Source organism: Rhizobium sp. WYJ-E13 (genome assembly GCF_018987265.1).
Taxonomy (GTDB): Bacteria; Pseudomonadota; Alphaproteobacteria; order Rhizobiales; family Rhizobiaceae; genus Rhizobium.
This window is the reverse complement of the sequence record NZ_CP076853.1, coordinates 2294857-2313293: the sequence shown is the minus strand read 5'-3', so window position 1 is coordinate 2313293 and position 18437 is coordinate 2294857. Positions and strand designations below refer to the sequence as shown.

The window sequence follows — 18437 nt, the reverse complement described above, 5'->3', positions numbered from 1 at the left end:
ACATGACCAAGCTCAGCTATCAGCTCTATAGCGCCCGCAATTTCCCGCCGCTGTCGGCGATCTTCGATAAGCTCGGCAAGGCCGGCTACGGCGAAGTCGAAGGTTTCGGCGGCATCTATGCCGAACTCGACGAGGCTGGCCTGAAGAGCCTGCGCGCCGATCTCGACAAGAACGGCCTCGTGATGGCAACCGGCCATTTCAGCCCCGATTTCCTTGACGGCAGCGTCGACAAGTCTCTGCAGATCGCCAAGATCCTCGGCATGGATTCCATCTATGCGCCGCACCTGATGCCCGATCAGCGCCCGAAGGATGCGGCCGGCTGGCTGGCATTCGGCAAGCGCCTGCATGAGATGAGCAAGCCCTACAAGGATGCGGGCTATGAATTCGGCTGGCACAATCACGACTTCGAATTCGTGAAGCTGCCGGATGGTTCGCTGCCGATCGAGCGCATCTTCGAAGGCGCGCCCGACATTTCCTGGGAAGCGGATATTGCCTGGGTCGTTCGCGGCGGTGCTGATCCCTATACCTGGGTCGAGAAGCTTGGGGACCGCATCAGCGCCGTGCACGTCAAGGATCTCGCGCCGGCAGGCGAAGCCACTGATGAAGGCGGCTGGGCCGACGTGGGCCACGGCACGATCGGCTGGGCAAAGCTGCTTCCGGTTGTCAAGGCGAAGACCAAGGCCAAGCATTTCGTCGTCGAGCACGACAATCCGAACGACATCGACCGCAACATCACGCGCTCGATCGCTTCCTTCAAGACCTATTGAGGCAGATCATGACTAGGGAACTTGGCGTCGGCATCATCGGATGCGGCAACATCTCCACCACCTATTTTTCGCTGTCACCGCTCTTCAAGGGGCTGAGGGTGCTCGCCTGCGCCGATATCAACGCGCAGGCTGCAAAGCAGCGCGCCGAAGAATATGGCGTGAAGGCACAGACGATCGACGAGCTTCTCGCCAATGACGAGATCGACGTCGTCGTCAACCTGACGATCCCGGATGCGCATTATCCGGTGTCCAAGGCAGCGCTCGAAGCCGGCAAGCATGTCTATTCGGAAAAGCCGCTCGTGCTCTCGCTGGAGCAGGGCGAGGAGCTTCGCCGCATCGCCAAGGAAAAGGGGCTCGCCGTCGGCTGTGCCCCCGATACTTTCCTCGGTGGCGCGCATCAACTCGCCCGCAAGTTCGTCGATGATGGCGGTATCGGCCGCATCACATCCGGTGCCTGCTACGTCATGGGGCCGGGCATGGAAATGTGGCACCCGAACCCGGACTTCTTCTTCCTGCCGGGCGGCGGCCCGATCCTCGACATGGGGCCGTATTACATCGCCAACCTGATCAACCTGGTCGGACCGGTGAAGCGCGTTGCCGGCTTGACTTCGATGGCGTCGGAAACCCGCACCATCACCAGCCAGCCGCGCAATGGCGAGATCATCCCGGTCAAGACGCCGACGACGATCCAGGCGCTGCTCGAATTCGTTTCCGGCGCCACCATCACGCTGACGGCAAGCTGGGATGTCTGGTCGCACCGCCATGCCAACATGGAGCTCTACGGCACGGATGGATCGCTCTACGTGCCGGACCCGAACTTCTTCGGCGGTGTCGTGGAGGCCAGCGGCCGCGACAAGGACATCAAGCCCCTGGAGGCCTGGGATCACCCCTTCGGCAAGATCAACCAGGAAAGCCCGAACGGCTCGCGTGCCAACTACCGCACGGCCGGCCTTGCCGACATGGCCATGGCGCTGATCGAGGGCCGCGACGCACGTTGCTCGCTCGACCGCACGCTGCACGGGGTCGACATCATGACTTCGATCCTGAAGTCGGGTGCGGAAGGCCGCTTCGTCGATCTGACGACGACCTGCACGCAGCCGGCGGCGCTGGGCATCGAAGAGGCGCAGGCGCTGTTGAGGTAAGGTGAGGCGACGCCGCGCGTTTGTCGTGCGGCGCGCTCGCCTCGACGCTTCCGTCATCCTCGGCTTGTCCCGAGGATGACGGTGTCTAGAGGGCAGGGACTGCCCGGAGAAAAGTTGGAGCGGGAAGAGAGCACGCGTCACGCGCTTGCCGTATCGGCGTGCTTGATCCAATAGTGCCGTCGCGCTTTGCCCGACACGAGGGCGGCGACGTTTTCAGCTTTCGACCGCCACTGGTGCGGAGACGAAAGAGAAGCACTTTTACAGGTTGAGGAGACCTCAGATGAGCTGGCAACCGGCCGAAGACCGCTATTCGAAGATGAAGTATAACCGCACGGGCCGTTCCGGCCTGAAGCTGCCGGCCGTTTCCCTCGGCCTCTGGCACAATTTCGGCGGCGACACCCCGCATGACCGCAAGGTCGACATGTGCCGCACGGCCTTCGATCTCGGCATTACCCATTTCGACCTCGCCAACAATTACGGCCCGCCTCCCGGCAGTGCCGAAACCGCTTTCGGCGAGATCCTGCGCACCGATTTTGCCGGCCTGCGCGATGAGCTGATCATTTCCTCCAAGGCCGGTTACGACATGTGGCCGGGTCCCTATGGCGAGTGGGGCAGCCGCAAATATCTGGTCGCGTCCTGCGACCAGAGCCTCGAGCGCATGGGTCTCGATTATGTCGATATTTTCTATTCGCACCGTTTCGACCCGGAGACCCCGCTGGAAGAAACCTGCGGCGCGCTGGATTACATCGTGCGTTCGGGCCGCGCGCTCTATGTCGGCATTTCCTCCTACAATTCGCAGCGCACCCGCGAGGCGGCCGCGATCCTTAGGGAACTGGGCACGCCGTGCCTCATCCACCAGCCGAGCTATTCCATGCTCAACCGCTGGGTCGAGGACGACAAGCTGCTCGATACGCTTGACGAAGTCGGCATGGGCTCGATCGTCTTCTCGCCGCTTGCCCAGGGCATGCTGACGACGAAGTATCTCGGCGGCATTCCCGCCGACAGCCGCGCGGCGCAAAACCACTTCCTCAAGAAGGACTTCATCCGCCCCTCGATCATCGACAATATCAGGAAGCTCAACGAGATCGCCGAGAAGCGCGGCCAGACGCTGGCACAGATGGCGATCGCCTGGGTGCTGCGCGGCGGGCGCGTGACCTCCGCGCTCATCGGCGCCAGCCGTTCCTCGCAGATCGTCGACTGCGTTGCAGCGCTCGGCAACCTCGAATTCACGGCCGCGGAGCTGAAGGAAATCGATGTCTACGCCAAGGAGGCCGACATCAACCTCTGGGCCAAGTCCGCAGAGCTGGAATGAGTTTCACCGCCCGGGGCAAAACCCGGGCGTTTTTCTGATATAGTTTGATGTACGTGCAGCAGAAATTGTTGCTCAAAGGAGGAGCCGCCATGATCCGCAATCCCATCCTGCCAGGATTCAATCCCGACCCGTCCATCTGCCGCGTCGGCGACGACTATTACATCGCGACCTCGACGTTCGAATGGTATCCGGGCGTGCAGATCCATCATTCGCGCGATCTGGTGAACTGGACGCTGGTGCGCCGGCCGCTGGAGCGCGCCTCGCAGCTCGACATGCGCGGCAATCCTGACAGCTGCGGCATCTGGGCGCCGTGCCTTTCCTATGCGGACGGGCAGTTCTGGCTCGTCTATACGGACGTGAAGCGCTTCGACGGCAATTTCAAGGATGCGCATAATTATATCGTGACCGCGCCCGCCATCGAGGGCGAATGGTCCGAGCCGGTCTATGTGAATTCCTCGGGCTTCGACCCGTCGCTCTTCCATGACGATGACGGCCGCAAATGGTTCGTCAACATGCAGTGGAACCACCGCACCGAGAGCTATGGCGGCTCGCCGAAGTCGCCGGCCTTCGATGGCATCCTGCTGCAGGAATGGGACCCGCAAACGAAGGCGCTGAAAGGCCCGATCAAGAATATCTTCGCCGGCAGCCCGCTCGGGCTCGTAGAGGGACCGCATCTCTTCCGGAAGAACGGCTGGTACTATCTGACAACGGCCGAAGGCGGCACCGGCTACGATCATGCGGTGACGATGGCGCGCTCGCGCAATATCGACGGCCCCTATGAATTGCATCCGAACCGGCACCTGATCACCTCGAAGGATCATCCGGAAGCGGCGCTGCAGCGGGCGGGACACGGACAATATGTGGAGACGCCCGACGGGCAGGTCTATCACACGCATCTCTGCGGCCGGCCGCTGCCGCCGAAGCGTCGCTGCACGCTGGGGCGAGAAACCGCGCTGCAGAAATGCGTCTGGCGCGAGGACGGCTGGCTCTACCTCGAAAACGGCACCGTTGTTCCCGATGTCGAAGTGCCCGGACTTGGGGGTGCCGTGCGGGCCGAAAAGCCTGTTCGCAGCGAGTATAATTTCGATGGCGGCACGCTGCCGGCCGATTTCCAGTGGCTGCGTACGCCTCAGCCGGAGCGTATCTTCAATCTCACGGAGCGCCCCGGCCATCTGCGGCTGATCGGCCGTGAAAGTGTCGGTTCGTGGTTCGAACAGGCGCTGGTCGCCCGCCGGCAGGAGCATCACAGCTTCCGCGCCGAGACGGTGGTGGAGTTCACGCCGGATACCTATCAGCAGGTCGCTGGCCTGACGCATTATTACAACCGCCACAAATTCCATGCCGTCGTCGTGACGCTGCATGAGAAGCTCGGCCGCTGCGTCACGATCTTCTCCTGCAATGGCGATTATCCGAACGGCCGCATGACCTTCCCCGCCGAGGCCGGCGTGGCGCTTCCGGCCGATGGCCGTGTGCAGCTTGCCATGGAGATCCGCGACAACGAGTTGCAGTTCTTCTGGCAGACGGAAGGCAAGGGCGCCTGGCAGCCGATCGGCCCGGTTCTCGATGCCGGCGTCGTCTCGGACGAGGGCGGGCGAGGCGAGCATGGCTCGTTTACCGGTGCCTTCGCGGGTGTCCTCGCCTTCGATACGTCCGGCCGGGCAAAGACGGCTGATTTCGACTGGTTCAACTACGAGGAACTGTGAGGGCTGTCATGGCTGGCGATATCCGCATCGAGCCGATGACCGAGGGGCATATCGAGGGCTTTCACCGGGTTCTCGATAGCGTGGCGCGCGAGCGGAAATATCTGACCTTGCTCGAGGCTCCACCACTTCAGGATACGCGCAAATTCGCGCTGTCATCGATTGCGAACAGGAATGTGCATCTCGTCGCGCTCCATGGCGACGAACTGGTCGGCTGGTGCGATATCCGCCGGCATTTCTTTCCTTCGCATGCCCATTGCGGCTCGCTCGGAATGGGGCTGCTGCCCAATTATCGCGGGCGGGGGCTTGGTCGTCGCCTCATCGAGACGGCGATAGAGGCGGCGCGTGAAGGGGGCATGATCCGCATCGAATTCGGCGTGCATGCCGACAATGCGCGAGCGATCCGGCTTTATGAAAGGGTGGCTTTCGTGCGGGAAGGGGTGAGCCGCGACGCGTTCTGCGTCGATGGCGAGTACACGGATGTCATCAACATGGCGCTGATCTTCCGATAGTCCCCTTCTCTCCGCTGGGGAGAAGGGGAAGGTCGCGCCCGCTCGATCCCGTGATCCCGATGACGCCTGCGAAATCATCCCAAAACACCATTCTCATTACGTCCAATTACGCAGACGTGATCCGTAATGCCATGATCTTGTCAAGGCGCGTTAGTCTCCGATTAAAACATTAGAAATATTTCATAAGTGACCGTTTTCATTACAGATCTTTAATTTTATTTTCAGATTTCGTTCATTTTCGAAGACGTAGTTTCGGGGCGTGTTCAACACGAGGAAGCCCCCATGAAAAAGATTTTTGCAGCTCTTCTTTCTGCCTCTTTCCTGCTCTCGCCGATCGTTGCATCGGAGGCGAGTGCGGCCGATCATCGTCGTCCGCCGGTCGTCGTTCAGAAGAAGGTCGTCGTCCACAAAAAGGTGGTCGTCCGTCGGCATCACTGGTCCAAGGGTTACCGCATGTCGGCTGCCGAGCGCGGCCGTTACAGTGAAGTCCGCGACTACCGCCGCTACCGCCTGGCACCGCCGCCGCGCGGCTATCACTGGGTGAGGGCCGATAACGACTACCTTCTGGTCGGCGTCGCCACCGGCGTGATCTCCAGCATCATTGCTGCGGGTCGTTGAGATTAGGCGCATCCGGCAAAGAGGGCGGCTTCGGCCGCTCTCTTTGTTTTGTGGGGGGCGTTGTGCCGCTTAGCACCCCCTCTGGCCTGCCGGCCATCTCCCCCAGAACGCCCGAGGGGGCACGCGTACCGTTCCATGCACTATTCTTGTCGCCGCGACGGCATCACCCGCTCGGCGATCATACCGAGCAACCCCTTCGGCTTTCGCGCCTCACTCTCCGCTGCATCCCCATAAGTCAGCGGATGCAGCCCCTCTATCGGCGGCAGTGGTTCGCACTCGATGCACAGGCATCGGTAGGGTTTGATTGCCGTTGCCCTCATGCTGCCTGCCGGTTCCAGCTCACAAACGGATCGGGCAGATTGCGCCAGCGCTCCGGCGTGAAGGCATCGCTTTCCACCAGACAAGCGTCGAGTTCGCTACGAATCCACGTCTCATCCATCGGGTCGGCGCCGATGAAGACGATTTCCTGGCGGCGGTCGCCCCAGACAGGGTCGAGATAAGGGGCGATAGCGCGGAGGAAGGCAGGTTCCCCAGGCCATTGTTCGCGCGGGATGGCCGCCCACCAGAGGCCCATCTTGCCGGTGCGCACGATCGCGCCCGCCTGGCTAATCTCCCCGACATGGTGCGGGCGGGTTGCGAGCCAGAAGAAGCCTTTGGCGCGCACCACGCCCGGCCAGCCACGGTCGAGGAAGGCCTGCAGCTTGGCGGGGTGGAAGGGGCGCTTTTCGCGATAGACGAAGGAGCGGATGCCGTATTCCTCGGTTTCCGGCACATGGTCCTTGAAGCCGTGCAGTTCCTTATACCAGAGCGGATGGGTTTCGGCCCTGTCGATATCGAAACGGCCGGTGCCGAGCACATCTTTCAGCGATACCTCGCCGAAGTCCGTTTCGATGATACGGGCATCCGGATTGAGGCCGGTGATGATCTTGCGAGCCGCGTCACGCTGCTCTTCACTTGCAGTGCCGATCTTGTTCAGCACGACGATATCGGCAAATTCGATCTGCTCGACGAGGAGATCGATGATCGTCCTGTTGTCGCCGTCGCCGGCGGTTTCGCCGCGGTCGGCGAGGAAATCGGCCGAGGCGTAATCGGCGAGCAGATTGGCGGCATCGACGACGGTAACCATCGTATCGAGGCGGGCGACATCCGAGAGGCTGAGCCCATTCTCGTCGCGGAATTCGAAGGTGGTGGCGACGGGCAGGGGCTCGGCAATGCCGGTAGATTCAATCAGCAGATAGTCGAAGCGGCCCTGTTCGGCGAGCTGGCGCACCTCTTTCAGAAGGTCGTCGCGCAGCGTGCAGCAGATGCAGCCATTGGTCATTTCTACCAGCTGTTCCTCGGTGCGCGAGAGATTGGCGCCGCCATCGCGCACCAGCTTTGCGTCGATATTCACCTCGCTCATATCGTTGACGATGACGGCGACGCGCATGCCCTCGCGATTTGCGAGCACGTGATTGAGCAGCGTCGTCTTGCCGGCGCCGAGGAAGCCTGACAGTACGGTGACGGGAAGTCGCTTGTCCATGATGTCGTCCTTATTATGTTATAACGTAACACTCATATTGAGCAAAAAAAGGCGGAACGGGGGTGTCGCCGCCTTCTTTCGCCGCAGCGCTCACGGGGAGGGCTGCAAGTCCAATGGGAAGCGTCGAGACGCTCCCTCACTTATAGAGTGGCGCATGTTCCTATCGAAGATCGGTTCGGACTATGCGCTGGCAAGGCAGTCTCTCATGCTGTCGGCAATGCCGCGCATGAGGGTGAAATAAAGATCCGGGCCGGCGGGCAAGGTGGCGGCTTCGGGGTCCAGCACGCCCGACTTCGCCTTTGTGCCTTCGATGACGACATTGACGAGGCGCGGCTCGAATTGTGGCTCTGCGAACACGCAGGTTGCACCGAGATCGCCGACCTTCTTGTGGATCTCCGAGACACGCTCGGCGCCCGGAATGGTCTCGGGGCTGACGGTAATCGAGCCGGCGACGCGGATATGGTAGCGATGTTCGAAATACTGGTAGGCATCGTGGAAGACGATGAAGGGCTTGTCCTTCACCGGTGACACGGTGGCGGCGATTTCCTTGTCGAGCGCATCGAGTTTGTCATCCAGCGCCTTGGCGTTGGCCTCGTAGGTCAGTGCATTGGCGGGATCGGCAGCAACCAGCGTGGTGGTGATCTCGGCGGCCATGGCTTTGGCGTTCATGGGGTCGAGCCAGAGATGAGTGTCGAAGCTGCCGTGCCCATGGTCATGGTCGCCTTCTGCCTCTTCATGAGCATGATCGTGACCGGCCTCGGCGCTTTCATGTTCGTCAGCGGAAGCACTATCGTGCTCGTCGCCATCGTCATGAGCCTCGAACGCCCCGCCTTCGCGGAAGGGCAGCTTCACCAGACCTGGCGCCTCATCGAGCTGGGCGACGATCGCGTCAGAACCCAGCGATTGCAGCGGCTTTTCGAGGAAGGCCTCGAGGCCGGGGCCGACCCAGAAGATCACCTTGGCATCCTGCAAAGCGCGGGCATTGGAGGGTTTGAGGTTATAGGTGTGCGGGGAGGCGGCGCCATCGACGATGAGCTCCGGCTTGCCGACACCCTGCATGATGGCCGAAACCAGCGAATGGATCGGCTTGATCGAGGTGACGACCACAGGGGCATCGGCGGCCTGGAGGGACCCGGCGAAAAGGAAGGCCGGGATTACGAGGGTAAGGCCCATCGCCAGTTTCATCTGCATGCTCCGCTTGAATTGCAATTGTTATGTTATTACATCAATTGCGTTATGCTATAACGTGTGCAATAGCAGGACGCAACAGCACTTTCGGAAAATTTGATGCTCTCTCCCGCAAATAGCCCCGCCGGCAGCAGGGCCGGACCGCTGGTTTCACTCGACAATGTCGGCATTCGCCGCGGCGGTCGCTGGCTGGTGCGCGGTGTGGATTTCTCCGTTTCGCGCGGCGAGATCGTCACGCTGATCGGCCCGAACGGCTCCGGCAAATCGACGAGCGCCAAGGCGGCGATCGGCGTGCTGAAGCCGGACGAGGGCAGAGTGAGCCGCGTCGCCGGCCTCAAGGTCGGCTATGTGCCGCAGAAGCTCGCCGTCGACTGGACGCTGCCGCTTTCCGTGCGCCGGCTGATGACGCTGACCGGGCCATTGCCCGAGAGCGATATCATGGCCGCGCTCGAAGCCGCCGGCATGGTGCATATGCTGGATGCGCAGGTGCAGCATCTCTCCGGCGGCGAATTCCAGCGGGCGCTGATGGCGCGCGCCATTGCTCGCAAGCCGGATCTTCTCGTTCTCGACGAGCCGGTGCAGGGGGTGGATTTCGCCGGCGAGATCGCGCTCTACGAGCTCATCAAATCGATCCGCAACACGACAGGCTGCGGCATCCTGCTGATCTCGCACGATCTGCATGTCGTCATGGCGGAGACGGATACCGTTATCTGCCTCAACGGCCATGTCTGCTGCCGCGGTACGCCGCAGGCGGTGAGCCAGAGCCCGGAATATGTGCGCCTCTTCGGCAGCCGGGCGGCGCCGACGCTTGCCGTCTACAGCCATCATCACGACCATACGCATCTGCCCGACGGGCGGGTGCTGCATGAAGACGGCTCGGTGACGGATCATTGCCATCCGGAGGATGGGCATCACCACGATCATGATCACGGGCATGATCATGCGCATTCGCACGATCACCCGGACGCTCATGCCCATGCACACGCTGACGGGGCGCATGCGGAGGCTCACGCCCACGCCCACGCCCACGCACATACGCATTTCCAGAGCGAGGCGCAGAGCGTGACCAACAACGGGGAGAACCGTCATGCTTGACGATTTCTTCGTGCGCGCCATCCTCGCCGGTGTGGGCCTGGCGCTGACGACCGGGCCGCTCGGCTGCTTCATCATCTGGCGGCGCATGGCCTATTTCGGCGATACGATCGCCCATTCGGCGCTGCTCGGCGTCGCGCTTTCGCTGCTCTTCGATTTCAACCTCACGCTTGCCGTCTTCGTCGTTGCCGCTGCCGTCTCGATCCTGCTGCTCTTCCTGCAGAAGCGGCAGGCGCTGTCGGCCGATGCGCTGCTCGGCATTCTCTCGCATGCGACGCTCGCCATCGGCCTCGTCATGGTCGCCTTCATGAGCTGGGTGCGCATCGATCTCATCGCCTTCCTGTTCGGCGATATTCTGGCGGTTTCGACCACCGATATCGCACTCATCTGGGGCGGCGGCATTCTGGTGCTGGTGGCGATCGCCTGGTTGTGGCGGCCGCTGCTCGCAGCCACCGTCAATCCGGAACTCGCCGAGGCCGAGGGCCTGCAGCCGGAGCGGGCGCGGCTGTTCTTCATGCTGCTGATGGCGGTCGTCATCGCGATTGCCATGAAGATCGTCGGCATCATGCTGATCACCTCGCTCCTGATCATTCCGGCGGCGACCGCCCGGCGCTTCTCCTCGACGCCGGAACTGATGGCGGTGCTTGCCTCGCTGATCGGCGCGGTTGCCGTTGTCGGCGGGCTTTTCGGCTCGCTGACCTATGACACGCCATCCGGCCCGTCGATCGTCGTCGCGGCCCTCATTCTCTTCATTCTGAGCCTGCTTCCCGCCTGGCGCGGGCGCAGGGACCTGCAAGGACAAGGCTCATGAACGCACCTCAGCTCACCCGCAACCAGTCACTCGTCTTCGACGTGCTCGAAAAGGCAGAGGGACCGCTCAGCGCCTACACGATCCTCGACAAGCTGCGCGACCAGGGTTTTCGCGCGCCGCTGCAGGTCTACAGGGCGTTGGAAAAGCTGCTCGAATATGGCGTCGTGCACCGGCTCGAAAGCATCAATTCCTTCGTCGCCTGCGCCCATCCCGGCGAGGACTGCCACAGCCATGGCATCGTCGCCTTTGCGATCTGCGAAAGCTGCGGACAGGTGATCGAGTTTCACGACCATGAGGTGGATCACCGCCTGATGGGCTGGGTGCGCAGCCAGAAATTCAAGCCGGCGAAGACGACGATCGAAATCCGCGGCACCTGCGAGGCTTGTGCTGCCTGATCTGCCTGCAGCAGGGCCAGCCTTCCGTCAGGGGCGCCCTGCCTATATGCCGGCAGGCGCCAGTGCTGCCAGGTGCAGCAGATCCTCGTTCTCCTCAGCCACATCCTCGGCGAGACGGGCGGCGGCGACCACAGGGAGCCAGGCAAAGACCTCGTCCGGGGTCACATCGTCCGCCTTCGCATAGGTGACGACATAGGCCTCGGCAATTGCCGGAAGCACGCGGCGCATCAGGAGGTAGGTGCGGCAGACGTCGGCGGCCGGATTGCCGCTGCAGGCGTCCAGCCAGTCGACGATCATCACATCTTCGCCGGAGCCCAGGATATTCCAGGGATGGAAGTCGCCGTGGCAGACATTGTCGCCATCGGGGAGGGCCGCAAGTGTCAGAAGCAGCCGGTCGCGCAGGTCAGGGGTGAGCGGTTCGGCGCGCTCGATATTGGCCGACAGTCTTGATTTCAATGAGGGAAGGCCGGTGCCGGGCTCGCGATGCAGGCGCTGATGGAGTGCTGCCATCTCCTTGATGGTCGACAGCGGTGGTTCCGGCGTCATCTCATCGGCAAGGCTTGTTTCCGGGGCGCGATCCATGAGCAGGCCCCATCGGCCGTGATAATCGCCGACGACATGGATTCTGGGCGCGGGCAATGACAGCTTCTCGGCGATCGCCAGATTGGCGGCCTCGCGGAAGGCCGGGGCCTTCGGGCGGCCGGGCCTGTAGAGCTTCAGCGCCAGCGTGCCATGTTCATAGACTTCCGCTTCCTTGCCGGCGCCGAGCAGACGGCCGATTTCGCTCATGTCGGGCTCCCGTTCATTGCGTGCCTTCCAGAGCGATGTGGTGCTGATCTTTGCGGCGGGAAGGGGGAGGCAAGAGCATCGATTGTTGCGGCTGCGGAGACACTGTGTCTGTGCCGGCAGGCTTTATCCCGCGCGCCAGGCGTGGATGATGGCCGCGAAATAGGGCCATGCTGATATCAACGGCCTGTCATTGAGGGTGTCATGACGATCAACAACAAACGCTCGGAAGCGGTCGCCTGTTGCGGCGAAGAAATCCTGTCGCGCGAACTGCTGCTGAGCGGCACATTCGCCGACCTGTTGGCCGGGGAAGCGCCGTCGCTCAAACTTCTCAGCGACGAGGAGCGGCATGCATCCCTCGCATCGATACTTGCGGAGCGGCCGGCCGGCGATGTCTGGATTTTCGCCTATGGTTCGTTGATCTGGAATCCGATCATTCTCAGCGTCGAAAGCCGGAAAGCCCGCATCGAGGGTTGGCGCCGGTCCTTTTGCCTTGCCACCGTTTCCGGGCGGGGTACGCCTGACAATCCAGGTCTCGTGCTCGGCCTTGACGCGGGCGGGGCCTGCGATGGGGTCGCCCTGCGCCTGGAGGAAGAGGATCTTCTGCACGAACTCGAGTTGTTGTGGCGGCGGGAGATGGTGGCCGAGGCCTATATTCCCCGCTGGGTCGACCTGCTCGATGAAGAGGGTACCCGCTTTGGAAGCGGCATTGCTTTCACCATGAACCCGCTTGCAAACACTTATGCGGGCGGGCTTTCCCGGGAGGCGACCATTCAACGGCTTGCCACGGCTTCGGGCAGTATCGGCAGTTCGGCCGATTATCTGTTTCGCACGCGTGAAGGCTTGAGGGCGCTCGATATGTGGGACGAGTTTCTGGAGGAGCTCGCCATCGAGGTGGAGGAGGCGCAACGCAGGCTGTCGCAGTTACCTTCCGAGGCGGTTTGATCCGCCGTTGTGCCGAAGGCTCCGCGGGAATAGCGGAGCCTTCAGACCTGTTTTACCGATCAGCCGGCGGCGCGTTCGGCGGGCGGACGGCGCCGCAGGCTCGCGGTCTGGATCGCCGGGGTCTTATAGTTGGCTTCCAGCGGGCCGGTTTCGGTGCCCGGTGGTACAATGGCGTCGATGGCATCGAGCAGCTCGTCGCTCAGACGCACCTGCGCGCCGGCGAGGAGATCATCGAGCTGTTCCATCGTGCGCGGCCCGAGGATCGCCGACGTAACGCCCGGATGGGCGATGACGAAGGCAAGCGCCATGTGGGTGAGCGAGATGCCGGCACCTTCTGCGAGCGGGATGAGCTGCTCGACGGCATCGAGGCTGTTTTCATTCGACATTTGCTTGGGAAAATAGGCAACGCGGGTGCTGTCGGGCTGAGCTGCACCCCGGCGGTAGCGGCCGGTCAGCATGCCCATGGCGAGCGGGCTCCAGACCAGCGCGCCCATGCCGTAGCGTTCGAGCGTCGGCAGGACCTCGCGTTCGATGCCGCGATGCAGGATCGAATAGGGCGGCTGCTCGGTGCGGAAGCGGGCCAGCCCTCGTTTTTCGGCCACCCATTGCGCCTCGATGATATCGGAGGCGGGGAAGGTGGAGGAGCCGATGGCGCGGATCTTGCCTGCACGCATCAGATCCGTGAGGGCCGAGAGCGTTTCCTCGATATCTGTATCGGGGGCGGGGCGGTGCATCTGGAACAGGTCGATATAATCGGTCTGCAGGCGGCGCAGCGAATCTTCCACCGCGCGATAGATCCAGCGGCGCGAGCTGCCCTGCTGGTTTGGATCCTGGCCCATCGGGATGAAGCATTTGGTGGCGAGCACGACATTGTCGCGCCGGCCCTTCAGCGCCTTGCCGACGATCTCCTCGGATTCGCCGTGGCTGTACATATCGGCGGTGTCGATGAAGTTGATGCCGGTATCGAGTGCTTTGTGGATGATGCGGATGGAATCGTCATGATCGGCATTGCCGATCGCACCGAACATCATGGCGCCAAGGCAATAGGGGCTGACCTTGATGCCGGTGCGGCCAAGGGGACGGTATTGCATCTTCGTTTCCTTCGAATCTTGAACTGCTCGCAGGAGCAGGTGAATCTTGATCTGCCCGTCACGCAGGCTTTGCGGCTGGCAAAGTCCTGGCAAACAGGGTATAAGGGCGTATCCGGAACGCGGTTCCGTTTATACGGAACAATGTTCCGTTTTGCAAGGGGTGTTGATATGACCAGCGGGACGGACAGCCCGGGCGAGGTGGGCGAGGCTGATAGCGGCCATGACAGGCCTGTGCGGGCGGATGCGCGGCGCAACCTCGATTCGCTGCTGAAAGCCGCCTTGGATGTATTTGCCACCTCGGGCGTCGATGCGCCGGTGCGCGAGATCGCCGACAAGGCAGGGGTGGGCGTCGGCACGCTCTACCGCCATTTTCCGCAGCGCTCGGACCTCATCAAGGCGGTCGTGCGCAACGAGATGGATGCCTGCGCCGATGCTGCCATAACACTCGCCGCCGAGCATGGGCCAGGCGAGGCGCTGTCGCGCTGGATGCAGCGCTTTGCCGATTTCATCATGGCCAAGCGCGGCCTTGCCGCAGCGCTTCATTCCGGCGACCCGGCCTATCAGGCGCTGCCGGCCTATTTCGACGAGCGCATGATCCCGGCTTTGCAGGGACTGCTGGACAGAGCCGTTGCGGTGGGCGCTGCACGCGGCGATGTGGACGCGAGCGAGCTCCTGCGCGCCGGCGCGCAGCTTTCCAACCTCGGGCAGGGGGACGATCCGGCGGTGACGCGGCGGATGATTGCCCTGCTGGTGGACGGGCTGCGTTATGGGGCGGGTGTGAAGAGCTGAGGGTTCTGCACGCGCCGCCTTCAGGCGGCTGCGGCCTTTGCCTTCGGTTTCAGCAAAATGATCAGCAGCAATCCGGCGATGATGAGGGCGGCACCTTCGAGATGATAGGTCTGCAGTTTCTCGCCGAGGATGAAATAGGCGAGCACGGCGATGAAGATCGTCTGGATGTAGAGGAGCACGCCGGCGCGGGCGGCCCCCAGCGCTTCGATGCTTCGGTTGAAGAGATAATACATGAGCGCGCCGCCGGGGATCGCGACATAGGCGAGTGCGATGAGGCCGCTCGTATTCAGCGTCGTGCGTTCGTCGGCGGCGAGTTCGTAGAGGTAGAAGGGCAGGGCTGTCAGCGCGGCGGCGCCGAGCAGCAGGACGAGCAGCGCGAGCCGGTTCAAGTCGAATTTCGCGCGGCGCAGCAGCACCGTGTAGAGGCTGAAGCAGAAGGCGCCGGCGACGATCCAGAGTTCGCCGGGATTGAAGTCGAGGCGCAGCAGTGCATCCGGGCTGCCCTTGACGATGATGATGAGGATGCCGAGGAAGGCGAGGATCGAGCCGGTGACCTGCCAGCGTCCCATCGGCTCTGCCAGCATCAGGCGGGCGAGGATCATGGTGATGATCGGGATCAGCGCGATGATGATGCCGGCGGTGGTGGCATCGGCATGTTGAAGGCCGACGAAGATCAGGCCCTGACAGATGGCCAGTCCCATGCCACCGATGAAAAGCAGCTCCAGGCCGCGCGCCCGCACCAGCGCGAGCATCGCGGAAAAATGGTGCTGCACGATCGGCAACAGGATCGCGAAGGCGATGAGCACGCGCCAGAAGCAGAGCGCCCAGGGCGGCATTTCCGTGGAGACCCATTTGGCTGCGATGTAGACGCCGGCTGACAAAAGCCAGCAGAGGACGCCTACGGAATAGGCCCGTGCAAGCGAACCGCCTGCCGCCTGTTCCGTCCCGACAGTGTCACGATGGACTGCCAAGACATGTATTGCCATGGCCTAGTTATGCCACAGTTGCCGGGCGCTGCACAGGTGAGGGCTTCCCCGCCGGCCTTCGCAGGCTACGACCGGTGAGTCAGGCTTTAATCATCCCACTGTCTAGGATTGCGCCCGGCTCGCGGTCGTGGCCGAAATCGCCGTTAGCGTTTCCGCATCGCGGCCGTAGATGTCGTCGAAATAGTGGATGACGCCATCGTCGGTCGGCCATGCGGTGAAATAGGAGACGTAGACCGGAACCTGTTCAGGAACCGGCATGTCCTTCTTGGCGCCGTCCGCGATCTGCTGATCGACGAACTCGACCGAGGTCTTCAGGACGGCGGCGGCCATCGCCTTCGGGTTTTCCAGGCGCACACATCCGTGGCTGAACATGCGGTCCTGCGAGGCAAATTTGCCGCGGGCCGGGGTGTCGTGCATGTAGATGTCATGAGAGTTCGGGAAAAGGATCTTCAGCTGTCCCAGCGCATTGTCAGGACCTGGCGGCTGGACGACGCCGATATTTTCGAGCGGCTGCGACCAGTCGACCTTGGCCGATGGCATGGTCTTGCCCTTGACCGAGACGACATAGCCTTCCTTGTCGAGATAGGCGGGGTCGCGCTTCAGGTGCGGCAGCATCTCGTTGCGGATGATCGATTGCGGCACGCCCCAGTCAGGGTTGAATTCGACTGTCTTGATCGAGGCGTCGAAGAAGTTGGTCTGGTGATCCTGCTGGCCGATGACCGCCTTCATCGAGAGTGTCAGCGTGCTGTTTTCATAATAATAGGCCATGTAGGCCGGCTGGTTGATGAACACGTAGCGCTCGGGGAATTCCTGTGGCAGCCAGCGCATTTCCTCCATCGCCACGATCACCTTGTTGATGTTGGCGGCAGCATCGCCGCCCTGGCCTGATGTGCGCAGGTAATGCAGCTCGGCGGCGAGCTGGGCGAATTTCGGGTTGCTCGGCAGCAGGCGGTCGAAGACCACCATCAGATCAGGCGTGGCCGAGAGCTGGGCGATCGTGCCCTTCAGATCGACAGGCTTGCGCTTGAAATCATAATAGTTCGACAGCTTGTTGGGATCGATGCGACCCCGGAAATTGTCCTGAAGGAACATCAGCATCTTGGCTGAGAGGGAGACTTCGAACTCGGCCAGCGCCTTCGGGTCCGATCTTTGAGGAGGGGCAACGGCATAGTCGCCGGCATTCAATCCCCAGTCGTCGGCCTGTTTCAGAAGGCTGAGCGCCTGCGCGGCCTTGGGCGTCGGCCCCCTGCCATCGACCCAGATGAGCTTTGCCTTCGGCTGGGCGTAATAGGCTTCGATCGCCTCGGCGATGTCGTTATTCATCGAAACCGTCAGGTCGCCCATTTCGTTCAGCACCTTGGCCTGATTGCCGCTGACTGAATCAAAGAGCGCTGACAGTGATGCACCCGTATCCTGCCGGACGATATGGGCGGGGCGGCGGGCCGGAACCGTATAGGCGGGCTTCGGGCTGGCCTGCGTGACCGGCGGCGCAGGCTGCGGCTCGGCGCGCACGGCAATTGCACTCCCCGAGAGCACCAGAAGGCCGGCGAGCGGTGCGATCCAGCGGGAAGATGTTCTCAGCGGCATTCTGATGTCCTTGAAATCCGATAAAATACTGTCACGCGCGGCGTTGGTCCGTGTGGGGCGAAGCCCGACTAGAACGCCAACATTCGGGCAGAAGATGGGCATTCAGCATTCCTGGCAAGCCCATGGGTGACAGAAGTTGTTGGAACGAAATCACTTTTTCGACAGCGCGGAGCTTTGCAGCACTATCGTTATGACGGCGGCGGGATCGGGGCAGCCTGGTCCGCCGCAGCGACATGACGTAATTCCGGGCGCAAAACCGCTATGCGCTTCTGCTGGAATTTCTCCAGGACGACGCCCGCGGCAGCATGCCGATAAATTCCGAGGAAATTTATGGGAGACTTGCCGGTTTCGGCATGCAAGTTTCTCCAATCTGGAGGGCAGGGGCGGCTGGTAGAGAGACGTCTCCTGTCTCAGATGCAAAGGTGAGGGTGACTATGCCTGACGTAACGCAACATCTCATCGACAGGGGTGACGGAGCCAAGGTGGAACTTTTTCAGGTTCAGCCTGAGAGCGAAACACCCGAGGGAGCCATCCTGTTCGTCCACGGCAATCAGGGCGGCCGTCTCATTGGCGCGAAAGAGGCCGTCGATACGGGCGCACTGCTTCGGTTCTGTTCCGGTTTGAATATCACCGCCGCGGCAGTCTCGCAGCCGGGCTTCGGGGCTTCGGATGGACCGGCGGATTTCTGCGGCCCGGATACCCAGCGGGCGATCATGGCGGCGCTCTCCTTCCTGCGGCAGCAGCCTTGCGTCGATCCTGATCGTGTCGTTCTCTATGGCAACAGTCGGGGAGCGGTGGCATCGGCGATGGTCGCAGCGCAGGTTCCCGATCTCAGAGCCGTCATTCTGCGCAGCGGCGTCTATGATCTCAAGGCGGTCTATGAGAGCAGTTCGAAACGGCTGCGCTGGGCAATCGAGCAGGAGGCGGGCCTGTCGAGCGACGCCTTCCTGGCCCGCTCGGCCCTGCATCACGCGCAGAAAATCCGGGCGGAAACCCTGTTGCTGCACGGAAGGCTTGATGAGCGGGCTCCCGTTGCCCAGGCCGAACGGTTCTCGGATGCGCTGTCGGATGCAGGCGTGCCGGTCATGCTCCACGTCTTCGAATGCGGGCATGACATTCCCCGGGAATATGCGCAGGTGGCGCAGCGCTCCTTTCTGCAAAGGATGTTCGATCCCGTCGTGACATACCATTGAG

The 18437-nt window shown here is 62.2% G+C and carries 19 protein-coding genes; 12 read left to right on the top strand and 7 right to left on the bottom strand.

Annotation, left to right across the window (positions count from 1 at the left end; translation table 11 throughout):
* Positions 1-2: 2 nt before the first annotated feature.
* From KQ933_RS11740 to KQ933_RS11715, 6 genes are all read left to right on the top strand, one after another.
* Entirely contained in the window at positions 3-767 is a 765-nt protein-coding gene (locus KQ933_RS11740; RefSeq protein ID WP_216755044.1) for a sugar phosphate isomerase/epimerase, read from the top strand.
* Positions 768-775: 8 nt separating this feature from the next.
* A complete protein-coding gene (locus KQ933_RS11735) occupies positions 776-1909 on the top strand; it encodes a Gfo/Idh/MocA family protein (protein WP_216755043.1) in 1134 nt (377 codons plus the stop codon).
* Between the two features lie 280 nt (positions 1910-2189).
* Complete coding sequence (mgrA, locus tag KQ933_RS11730; RefSeq protein WP_216755042.1) at positions 2190-3221, top strand: L-glyceraldehyde 3-phosphate reductase; 1032 nt, start codon at positions 2190-2192, stop codon at positions 3219-3221.
* A gap of 89 nt (positions 3222-3310) precedes the next feature.
* The gene (locus tag KQ933_RS11725; protein ID WP_216755041.1) at positions 3311-4924 is read left to right on the top strand and encodes a glycoside hydrolase family 43 protein; all 1614 of its coding nucleotides are present in this window, start codon (positions 3311-3313) and stop codon (positions 4922-4924) included.
* Positions 4925-4932: 8 nt separating this feature from the next.
* Complete coding sequence (locus tag KQ933_RS11720; protein WP_216755040.1) at positions 4933-5433, top strand: GNAT family N-acetyltransferase; 501 nt, start codon at positions 4933-4935, stop codon at positions 5431-5433.
* 282 nt (positions 5434-5715) lie between these two features.
* Complete coding sequence (locus KQ933_RS11715) at positions 5716-6051, top strand: RcnB family protein (RefSeq protein WP_216755039.1); 336 nt, start codon at positions 5716-5718, stop codon at positions 6049-6051.
* Positions 6052-6191: 140 nt separating this feature from the next.
* Here KQ933_RS11715 and KQ933_RS33440 read toward each other — a convergent pair whose 3' ends face one another.
* From KQ933_RS33440 to KQ933_RS11705, 3 genes are all read right to left on the bottom strand, one after another.
* Entirely contained in the window at positions 6192-6371 is a 180-nt protein-coding gene (locus tag KQ933_RS33440; protein WP_253958234.1) for a hypothetical protein, read from the bottom strand.
* Entirely contained in the window at positions 6368-7573 is a 1206-nt protein-coding gene (gene zigA, locus KQ933_RS11710) for a zinc metallochaperone GTPase ZigA (RefSeq protein ID WP_216755038.1), read from the bottom strand. Before zigA ends, KQ933_RS33440 begins: the two co-directional genes overlap by 4 nt.
* A gap of 180 nt (positions 7574-7753) precedes the next feature.
* Complete coding sequence (locus KQ933_RS11705) at positions 7754-8758, bottom strand: zinc ABC transporter substrate-binding protein (RefSeq protein ID WP_216755037.1); 1005 nt, start codon at positions 8756-8758, stop codon at positions 7754-7756.
* 102 nt (positions 8759-8860) lie between these two features.
* Between KQ933_RS11705 and znuC the strand changes: the two genes are divergently transcribed.
* From znuC to KQ933_RS11690, 3 genes are read left to right on the top strand one after another with little or no spacing between them, the layout of a single operon-like run.
* Positions 8861-9856, top strand: coding sequence for a zinc ABC transporter ATP-binding protein ZnuC (gene znuC, locus KQ933_RS11700; protein ID WP_216755036.1), 996 nt, complete (start codon positions 8861-8863; stop codon positions 9854-9856).
* The gene (gene znuB, locus KQ933_RS11695; protein WP_216755035.1) at positions 9849-10664 is read left to right on the top strand and encodes a zinc ABC transporter permease subunit ZnuB; all 816 of its coding nucleotides are present in this window, start codon (positions 9849-9851) and stop codon (positions 10662-10664) included. The genes znuC and znuB overlap by 8 nt, the downstream gene beginning before the upstream one ends.
* Positions 10661-11059, top strand: a complete 399-nt coding sequence (locus tag KQ933_RS11690) for a Fur family transcriptional regulator (RefSeq protein ID WP_007814087.1) — start codon at positions 10661-10663, stop codon at positions 11057-11059. The genes znuB and KQ933_RS11690 overlap by 4 nt, the downstream gene beginning before the upstream one ends.
* 42 nt (positions 11060-11101) lie before the next feature.
* On the opposite strand, the gene KQ933_RS11685 is transcribed toward KQ933_RS11690, so the two are convergent.
* Positions 11102-11848 (bottom strand): phosphotransferase family protein, encoded by a 747-nt coding sequence (locus KQ933_RS11685; RefSeq protein WP_216755034.1) that lies wholly within the window; start codon positions 11846-11848, stop codon positions 11102-11104.
* 201 nt (positions 11849-12049) lie between these two features.
* Here KQ933_RS11685 and KQ933_RS11680 point away from each other — a divergent pair, with 201 nt between their 5' ends.
* Positions 12050-12790 carry a gamma-glutamylcyclotransferase gene (locus tag KQ933_RS11680; RefSeq protein WP_216755033.1) on the top strand — a complete coding sequence of 247 codons (741 nt, stop codon included), beginning with the start codon at positions 12050-12052 and terminating at the stop codon, positions 12788-12790.
* A gap of 59 nt (positions 12791-12849) precedes the next feature.
* Here KQ933_RS11680 and KQ933_RS11675 read toward each other — a convergent pair whose 3' ends face one another.
* On the bottom strand, positions 12850-13881 hold the full coding sequence (locus KQ933_RS11675; protein ID WP_216755032.1) for an aldo/keto reductase: 1032 nt from the start codon (positions 13879-13881) through the stop codon (positions 12850-12852).
* Between the two features lie 168 nt (positions 13882-14049).
* Between KQ933_RS11675 and KQ933_RS11670 the strand changes: the two genes are divergently transcribed.
* A complete protein-coding gene (locus KQ933_RS11670; RefSeq protein ID WP_216755031.1) occupies positions 14050-14670 on the top strand; it encodes a TetR/AcrR family transcriptional regulator in 621 nt (206 codons plus the stop codon).
* A 20-nt stretch (positions 14671-14690) separates the two neighbouring features.
* Here the strand turns inward: KQ933_RS11670 and KQ933_RS11665 are convergent, their stop codons facing one another.
* Together KQ933_RS11665 and KQ933_RS11660 are read right to left on the bottom strand one after the other, a co-directional pair.
* On the bottom strand, positions 14691-15656 hold the full coding sequence (locus KQ933_RS11665) for a DMT family transporter (RefSeq protein ID WP_216755030.1): 966 nt from the start codon (positions 15654-15656) through the stop codon (positions 14691-14693).
* Between the two features lie 102 nt (positions 15657-15758).
* On the bottom strand, positions 15759-17243 hold the full coding sequence (locus KQ933_RS11660; protein ID WP_216755029.1) for a murein L,D-transpeptidase: 1485 nt from the start codon (positions 17241-17243) through the stop codon (positions 15759-15761).
* A 434-nt stretch (positions 17244-17677) separates the two neighbouring features.
* On the opposite strand from KQ933_RS11660, the gene KQ933_RS11655 reads away from it, so the two are divergent.
* Positions 17678-18436, top strand: coding sequence for a S9 family peptidase (locus KQ933_RS11655; protein WP_216755028.1), 759 nt, complete (start codon positions 17678-17680; stop codon positions 18434-18436).
* Position 18437: the final 1 nt, after the last annotated feature.

What these genes read in the sequence shown, in the direction of transcription:
- KQ933_RS11740 (WP_216755044.1), top strand. Translation starts at nt 3, where the DNA reads ATGACCAAGCTCAGCTATCAGCTCTATAGCGCCCGCAATTTCCCGCCG.
- KQ933_RS11735 (WP_216755043.1), top strand. Translation starts at nt 776, where the DNA reads ATGACTAGGGAACTTGGCGTCGGCATCATCGGATGCGGCAACATCTCC.
- mgrA (WP_216755042.1), top strand. Translation starts at nt 2,190, where the DNA reads ATGAGCTGGCAACCGGCCGAAGACCGCTATTCGAAGATGAAGTATAAC.
- KQ933_RS11725 (WP_216755041.1), top strand. Translation starts at nt 3,311, where the DNA reads ATGATCCGCAATCCCATCCTGCCAGGATTCAATCCCGACCCGTCCATC.
- KQ933_RS11720 (WP_216755040.1), top strand. Translation starts at nt 4,933, where the DNA reads ATGGCTGGCGATATCCGCATCGAGCCGATGACCGAGGGGCATATCGAG.
- KQ933_RS11715 (WP_216755039.1), top strand. Translation starts at nt 5,716, where the DNA reads ATGAAAAAGATTTTTGCAGCTCTTCTTTCTGCCTCTTTCCTGCTCTCG.
- KQ933_RS33440 (WP_253958234.1), bottom strand. Translation starts at nt 6,371, where the DNA reads ATGAGGGCAACGGCAATCAAACCCTACCGATGCCTGTGCATCGAGTGC.
- zigA (WP_216755038.1), bottom strand. Translation starts at nt 7,573, where the DNA reads ATGGACAAGCGACTTCCCGTCACCGTACTGTCAGGCTTCCTCGGCGCC.
- KQ933_RS11705 (WP_216755037.1), bottom strand. Translation starts at nt 8,758, where the DNA reads ATGAAACTGGCGATGGGCCTTACCCTCGTAATCCCGGCCTTCCTTTTC.
- znuC (WP_216755036.1), top strand. Translation starts at nt 8,861, where the DNA reads ATGCTCTCTCCCGCAAATAGCCCCGCCGGCAGCAGGGCCGGACCGCTG.
- znuB (WP_216755035.1), top strand. Translation starts at nt 9,849, where the DNA reads ATGCTTGACGATTTCTTCGTGCGCGCCATCCTCGCCGGTGTGGGCCTG.
- KQ933_RS11690 (WP_007814087.1), top strand. Translation starts at nt 10,661, where the DNA reads ATGAACGCACCTCAGCTCACCCGCAACCAGTCACTCGTCTTCGACGTG.
- KQ933_RS11685 (WP_216755034.1), bottom strand. Translation starts at nt 11,848, where the DNA reads ATGAGCGAAATCGGCCGTCTGCTCGGCGCCGGCAAGGAAGCGGAAGTC.
- KQ933_RS11680 (WP_216755033.1), top strand. Translation starts at nt 12,050, where the DNA reads ATGACGATCAACAACAAACGCTCGGAAGCGGTCGCCTGTTGCGGCGAA.
- KQ933_RS11675 (WP_216755032.1), bottom strand. Translation starts at nt 13,881, where the DNA reads ATGCAATACCGTCCCCTTGGCCGCACCGGCATCAAGGTCAGCCCCTAT.
- KQ933_RS11670 (WP_216755031.1), top strand. Translation starts at nt 14,050, where the DNA reads ATGACCAGCGGGACGGACAGCCCGGGCGAGGTGGGCGAGGCTGATAGC.
- KQ933_RS11665 (WP_216755030.1), bottom strand. Translation starts at nt 15,656, where the DNA reads ATGGCAATACATGTCTTGGCAGTCCATCGTGACACTGTCGGGACGGAA.
- KQ933_RS11660 (WP_216755029.1), bottom strand. Translation starts at nt 17,243, where the DNA reads ATGCCGCTGAGAACATCTTCCCGCTGGATCGCACCGCTCGCCGGCCTT.
- KQ933_RS11655 (WP_216755028.1), top strand. Translation starts at nt 17,678, where the DNA reads ATGCCTGACGTAACGCAACATCTCATCGACAGGGGTGACGGAGCCAAG.